The sequence below is a fragment of the Mycoplasma sp. 1012 genome, assembly GCF_054343455.1.
Genome location: NZ_JBTGVG010000035.1, coordinates 1 through 6,574, shown reverse-complemented (window position 1 = coordinate 6,574; position 6,574 = coordinate 1). Strand labels below are relative to the sequence as shown.

General features: G+C 26.4%; 6 protein-coding genes. All 6 read left to right on the top strand.

What is annotated here, in order from left to right:
* Positions 1-61: 61 nt before the first annotated feature.
* Positions 62-646, top strand: coding sequence for an alpha-ketoacid dehydrogenase subunit beta (locus tag ACXX89_RS03900; RefSeq protein WP_458557721.1), 585 nt, complete (start codon positions 62-64; stop codon positions 644-646).
* Between the two features lie 13 nt (positions 647-659).
* A complete protein-coding gene (locus ACXX89_RS03895; protein ID WP_458557720.1) occupies positions 660-1,556 on the top strand; it encodes a 2-oxo acid dehydrogenase subunit E2 in 897 nt (298 codons plus the stop codon).
* A 1-nt stretch (position 1,557) separates the two neighbouring features.
* Positions 1,558-3,399, top strand: a complete 1,842-nt coding sequence (lpdA, locus tag ACXX89_RS03890; protein WP_458557719.1) for a dihydrolipoyl dehydrogenase — start codon at positions 1,558-1,560, stop codon at positions 3,397-3,399.
* A 246-nt stretch (positions 3,400-3,645) separates the two neighbouring features.
* The gene (locus tag ACXX89_RS03885) at positions 3,646-5,508 is read left to right on the top strand and encodes a S8 family serine peptidase (RefSeq protein ID WP_458557718.1); all 1,863 of its coding nucleotides are present in this window, start codon (positions 3,646-3,648) and stop codon (positions 5,506-5,508) included.
* On the top strand, positions 5,495-6,259 hold the full coding sequence (locus tag ACXX89_RS03880) for a hypothetical protein (protein WP_458557717.1): 765 nt from the start codon (positions 5,495-5,497) through the stop codon (positions 6,257-6,259). The genes ACXX89_RS03885 and ACXX89_RS03880 overlap by 14 nt, the downstream gene beginning before the upstream one ends.
* 97 nt (positions 6,260-6,356) lie before the next feature.
* On the top strand, positions 6,357-6,574 hold a 218-nt coding region (locus ACXX89_RS03875), incomplete at its 3' end, for a hypothetical protein (RefSeq protein WP_458557716.1).

Genomic DNA, 6,574 nt, shown 5'->3' with positions numbered 1-6,574 from the left:
ATCTCTTACTAAAAAGTAAGCAAGAGAAATTTACACAAAATATCTTACACTACCCGAAGCAATGTTTGCACATGTGCCAGGATTAAAAGTTGTTATGCCTTCAACACCTTATGATACAAAAGGTTTAATGATTGCAGCTTTAAATGATCCTGATCCTGTTGTATTTTTAGAACCTAAAAAAATCTATCGTTCTTTTAAACAACAAATACCAGCTGAAATTTATGAAGTTCCAATTGGAAAAGCAAACGTTTTAGTAGAAGGAACAGACTTAACATTAGTAACTTATGGTGCACAAGTTCACGACTCAATCGAAGCAATTAAAAAACTAATAGAAGAAAAATCCTCAATTAGTGTAGAATTGATTGATTTAAGAACAATTAAACCAATAGATACAGATACAATTATTAATTCTGTAAAGAAAACAGGAAGATTATTAGTTGTTCATGAAGCTGTTAAATCATTTTCAGTTTCTGCAGAAATTATTACAAGAGTTAATGAAAAAGCTTTTGAATACATTAAAGCTCCTTTAACAAGATTAACAGGTTATGACATTACAGTTCCTTTAGCAAGAGGAGAAAAATATCACGCAATTGACAGTGATAAAATTGTTGCAAAAATAAAAGAAGTAGTAGGATTTAAATTCTAAAAGAAAGGAAAATATGAATAAAATAATTTCAACCCCTTTAGCAAGAGCAATTGCTGCAAAAATGGGAATTGACATTAATCAAGTTAAAGGTACAGGTCCATTTGGAAGAATTTTAAAAGATGATGTTTTATCTTTTAAAAGTGCACCTAAACAAGAAACAGTTGCTACAACTTCAGCTAAAGTTGAATCAGCTGCTTCAGTTAATTATTTAGATGGTAAAAGAGAAAAAATTACACCAATTAGAAAAGCAATTGCAAAAGCAATGATTAATTCAAGAGATTCAGTTGCTTACTTCAGTTTAGTTAACGAAATCGATATGACTAAATTATGAGATTTAAGAAAATCAATTGTAGAAGATGTACAAAAAACTACAGGTGTAAAATTAACATTTTTACCTTATATTGCAAAAGCAATTTTAGTAGCATTAAGAGAATTTCCAATTCTTGCTGCTAAATACGATGAAGCAAATTCAGAAATTGTCTTTCCAACAACATTAAACCTTGGAATTGCTGTGGATACAGAAGCGGGATTAATGGTTCCTGTTGTTAAAGATTCACAAAACTTAACAATTGTTGAATTGGCAAAAGAAATTTCAAGATTAGCACTTGCTGCTAGAGATAGAAAAATTAAACCAAATGAAATGTCCGGTGGATCATTTACAATTACTAACTATGGTTCAGTAGGTGCTTTATTTGGAACACCAGTTATTAACTATCCAGAATTAGCAATAGCAGGAGTGGGTTCAATTGTTGACCGTGCAGTAGTTAAAAACGGAGCAATTGTTCCAGGAAAAATTATGAATTTAACTGTATCAGCTGATCACAGATGAATTGATGGAGCAACTGTAGGAAGATTTGCTTCAAGAGTTAAAGAACTATTAGAAAAACCAGAAATTTTAGGAGTTTTATAAAATGCATAAATTTAAATTTGCTGATATAGGTGAAGGATTACACGAAGGTGTAGTTGCTGAAATCTACAAAAAAGAAGGGGATATGGTTAATGAAGGAGATTCTTTATTTTCTGTTGAAACAGATAAAGTAACTTCAGATATCCCTTCTCCTGCAACAGGAAAAATTGTTAAGGTTTTAATGGCTGTTGGAGATACAATCCATGTTGGACAAGAAATTTATCACATTGATGATGGAAAAGGTGATGCTGTTGCCCAAGAGTCTAAAAAAGAAGAGTCTAAAAAAGAAGAATCTACAGGTGGAGGTGCTTCTGTTGTAGGGGAAGTGAAAGTTTCAAATCAATTATTTGATTTATCTTCATTAAAAAAACCTTCTACAACTGCTACAACTAAAGTTGAATCACCAGCAGAAACAAAAGAAGCATCTTCAAATAAAGAACAAGGTAAAGCATATACAGGAAAAATTGAAGAAGAATTCGATGTTATTGTAATTGGATCAGGTCCTGGTGGATACCTAGCAGCTGAAGAAGCTGGTGGAGCTGGACTAAAAACATTAATTATCGAAAGAGAATTCTGAGGTGGAGTTTGTTTAAATGTTGGATGTATCCCAACAAAAGCACTTTTAAAAACAACAGAAGTTCTTCATTCAGTTAAACACGCTACAGAATACGGAATTACAGGAAATATAAACGTAAAAATTGACTGAACTAAAATGCATGCAAGAAAATCTGAAGTTGTTAAACAATTAACTTCAGGTGTGCAAGCATTAATGAGAATGAATAAAGTAAAAACTATTTTTGGAACCGCAAAATTTGTAGGTGCTCACGAAGTAGAAGTTGATTCTAAAGTTTATAAAGCTAAAAATATTATTATAGCTACCGGTTCAAGTGATAGAAAAATCCCTTTACCTGGATTTGAACAAGGTTATGCTGAAGGAAAATTAATCACTTCTAAAGAAGCTATTAATTTAGAAAAACAACCAAAATCATTAACAATTATTGGTGGTGGGGTTATTGGAGTTGAGTTTGCTCAAGTTTTTGCTTCAGCAGGAACAAAAGTAACAATTATCCAAAACTTATCAACTGTGCTTGGAATGCTAGATAAAGATATTATTAAACAAGTTTCAAATGATTTAGTAGAAATGGGTGTTGAAGTTATAGCAAATGCCAACACAACTAAATATGAAAAAGGTAAAATTTTCTATGAAGTTAATGGAAAAGAAGAATCAATTAAATCTGATTTAGTTTTAGTTTCAGTAGGTAGAGTTCCTGAATCTCTTGGATTAGAAGAAGTAGGAATTAAACTCGGAGATAGAAAACAATTAGTAGTTGATGAATACTGTCAAACAAATGTTGAAGGAGTATATGGAATAGGAGACGTTGTAGGACAAGCTATGCTAGCTCACGTTGCTTATCGTCATGCAGTTGTTGCTGTTTCAAATATTCTTAAAAAACAAGTAAAATACTCTTCAAAAACAGTTCCAGCATGTATTTATACACACCCTGAAATTGCTGTTGTTGGTTTAACAGAAGATCAAGCTAAAGAACAAGGTAAAGACTTTATTGTTGCAAAACACCAATTTACTTTCATCGGAAAAGCATTAGCAGCTCATGAATCAAAAGGATTTGCTAAATTTATTATTGATAAAGAACATGGAGAAATTATTGGTTGTCACATCATTGGTGCTGCAGCTACAGATTTAATTTCTGAAGTAGTTCTTGCAATGGATTTAGAATCAACAATTTATGACATCGCTTCAACAATTCACCCACACCCAACATTTAGTGAAGTGTTATGAGAAGCAGCAAGAAACGCAGTTCACCAATTAAACAAACTTAAAAAATAAGTTTTAAAATATAAATAAATAAATAAACACCACTTTAAAATTTAGTGGTGTTTTATTAATTTTATTGAATTTTTACCAAACAGAAATAATTTTCATTTTAATAATATATTAATATAATAGTTAAATTTGATAAATTTGAGCAAATTTTTAATATTATATTAAATTTTATAAATAAATTAATGAGTATTAATAAATTTTTATGAATTTTTGCTATAATTTAATTGTAAAAAACATAAAGGAGATTATATGAAAAAAAGTATCAAAAAGAAATTTTTAATGACATTATCTTTACCAATTATTACATTTAGCACCATTTTTCCTACAATAAGTTTTAAGGAAAAAAGCGACAATAACAGTCAAAAATATATTGAATTTACATATAATTCATCAGAAAACGAGAAAGACAAATCATCAAATAACACCGAGTTTTGAAAAAATAAAAATTTAAAATATATTTCAAAATTTGCAGAAAAAAATAAACTATTAAAATTTGAATTTAGTTTAATTGAACCAAAAATTTGAGTTTATGGTTCAGAAAAATTATTAATAGAATTTATTGATAAAGAGTTAAAAAACAATTTAAAAATAAATAAATTTTCTTTAAAAAATATTGTTGATAATTTTAACACTATTAAGAATTATATTCCAGATTATTATAAAAGCGAATACAAGCAAGAACAAAAGGATTCTAAATATAACAATATTTCCTTTGAAAAATTGTTTAAATTAATAGAAATATATGATGAAAGACAAAAAGAAAATAATTCTAACCTTTATATAAAAAACGAAAATAATATTGGAATAATGGAGACCAGAACAAAAGATGATCAAAACAATTTAAATATAAATAATAGCAATTTTAAAAATAGATTAATTGTTGCTAAAGATTTTGATAAATTAGATTCTAATGTTTCAAATCACGGTACAAACGTAACTTCAATCGCCACAGAAAATGAAGGAATAGATAGATTTTCTTCAATAAATTACGCTAATTTTTCTTCTTGAAATGAATGGAGAAAAAAAATAGAGTGATTAATTTTAGAAAGAAAAGTGAAAGTGATAAATCATAGTTATGGAACTAACGGAGATAACGATGAAAATGAAGAAGCAGAAGAATTTTTAAACACAATTGCTAGAAAATATGGAATTATAAATGTTTTTAGTTCAGGAAATAATGATGACGAAAGAGAAACTGAAAATGAATTTATAAATTCATACAAAAAAGCATATAATAATATTGTAGTAGGTTCATCTTATTATGATTTTGATAATAATATTATGTTAAAGTCTGATTTCTCAAATTATTTATTGCATGAAAAAGATAAAGAATTACCTCACCCACTTCTTGTTGTTCCTGGGGAAACTTTATTTCTCAATGATAAACCAGAAAAAACATTAATTGGTACAAGTTATTCTGCACCGATTGTTACTGGAGTTATTTCTCTATTAATGAGAACAAAAGATTTAGATTTTGGAATTTTAAATCCTTTAATTTATAAATCAATTCTGACTACATCTGCTGATACTGAAGATTATAATGGAGCCATTGTAAAAAATACAAATGGTTTGGATAAAAAAATAGGTGCTGGCTTAATTAAATACTCAAAAATTTTAGATGCTAAAAATAATTTAAAAACAGTTTCCATTCCTTTTGAAGATAAAGAAAAAAAATATGTATTAACTTCTGAAAATATTCATTTAAATAAAGGTGAAACATTACAAGCATCTATTGCTTGAAGTTATAATGCAGGTTTACTAAAAGAAGAGGAAAAAATCCCAGAAGTAGGATGATGAGAATTTTGAAATTATTGAAAAAAAGATGATTGGAATAAAAAACATATTTCATCAAAACAATTAAAAAAAGAAGAAACAATAAAAAGACAAAATAATTTAAAATTTTCTAATTATAATTTAATTTTAGAAAAAAAATTAAAAAATAATACATGAGATAAGGTTGTTGAAATTAATTCAAAAGATTCTAATGTTGAATTTATTAGATACAAAGTAAATGAAACTGGTGATTATAGATTAAGAGTTTTAAATAAAGAATCAGCTTTATTTAAAAATTCAGTAGATGATTTATTAGCGTTATCTTATGTTAAAAAATAAATTATTTTTTTCATTTATTTTGCCCATTTCTGTATTAACAACTTTTGTTTCTTGTAACATAAATGCACACTCAATTGATGAAAGTGAGCAATATAATATATATAAAAAGGAATTTAATAAATATCAAGAAAGTAAAATTATAAAAAATAATAAAAATTTTACTTTCTTAACTAATAGCGAAAACACCAAAAATGAATTGCGAGAATTTTATATTATTCAAAATGAAGAAGATATTAAGCAAATAAAAGATATTTTTGCATCTTATATTGAAAAGTATAAAGAAGAAAAAAATGAAGCGAGATTTAAAAACGAAAATCTATATAATTCAATCAATTATCAAAATTTATTAATTTATTTAAACAAATTAGACTTAAATAACAATATATATATTTTCAATAATTTTGCTAAAAGTAGAGATTTATTTGCCACTTTTCAAAATTTGTATAAAAGTTCAGATTCAGATTTTAATAAGATAAATAATTTTGAAATTGAGATTCCTTATTATTCAATAGTACAAAAAAATAAAAATGAATTAATTTTTAATTCCGCAGATTTAGAACATTATTCATATTTAAAGAGCAAAAATAAAGAAGAACCTATTTTTAAAACTACTGAGTATTTTTGACCAACTTTTAGTTATACTGCTTTTAAAATTTCTAAATCATTATTCTCAAATGATGAATTAAATAATTTACAAATAAAAAGCAAATTCTTAAATTACAAAGAATTTAGAGAATTTATAAAAAAATAGCTTTAAAGAATAAAGAAACACCACTTCAAAATTTAGTGGTGTTTTATTAAAACAATATGAACAAATAGTATAATTTATATATACAAATGGAGGTATTATGTCATTAATTAAAAAAGTATTTAACATAGGTTTACTAACAGTAATTTCAGCAACTTCTTTTATTTCTTGTAGTCAAATACAAAAAGAAGAAAAAAGAGATATAGGTAAAAAAGAAGAAGAAAAATTTGAATGAAAATATGATGAAACAAAAATAAAGGAAATAAAGTGGGACAAAAAACTTAACATTAGGTTAAGTTTTTTTGTTCGCCTTATTAA